Source organism: Oleiphilus sp. HI0132, assembly GCF_001635845.1.
In genome coordinates this window covers 1-262 of sequence record NZ_LWGJ01000983.1, presented here as the reverse complement: position 1 = coordinate 262, position 262 = coordinate 1, and the positions used below count along the sequence as shown (strand labels likewise).

Annotated in this window: 1 protein-coding gene; it reads right to left on the bottom strand. The window is 43.9% G+C overall.

From position 1 onward, the window contains the following. The coding region (locus A3766_RS11070; RefSeq protein ID WP_255375448.1) for a S4 domain-containing protein at positions 1 to 262 on the bottom strand (262 nt) is incomplete at both ends.

The following is a 262-nucleotide window of genomic DNA, read 5'->3' as shown; positions in this document are numbered from 1 at the left end:
CAACAATTAGATTCTCGTTGATGTCCGAAGGTAGCTCTGAACGCTCAGGAACAGCTTTAAAAGTTCCTGTGAGTTTATTGGTATCTACGTCGATCCACTCAACTGCCCCGCGATTAGCTGCTAACTCAACAGCGTTTTTAACACGCAATTGGTTCTTAGCTTTTTCGCGAACAGCAACAACATCACCAGCTTTAACTTGGTAAGATGCGATATTCACTACCTGATCGTTAACAACGATTGCCTTGTGGGATACAAGCTGACG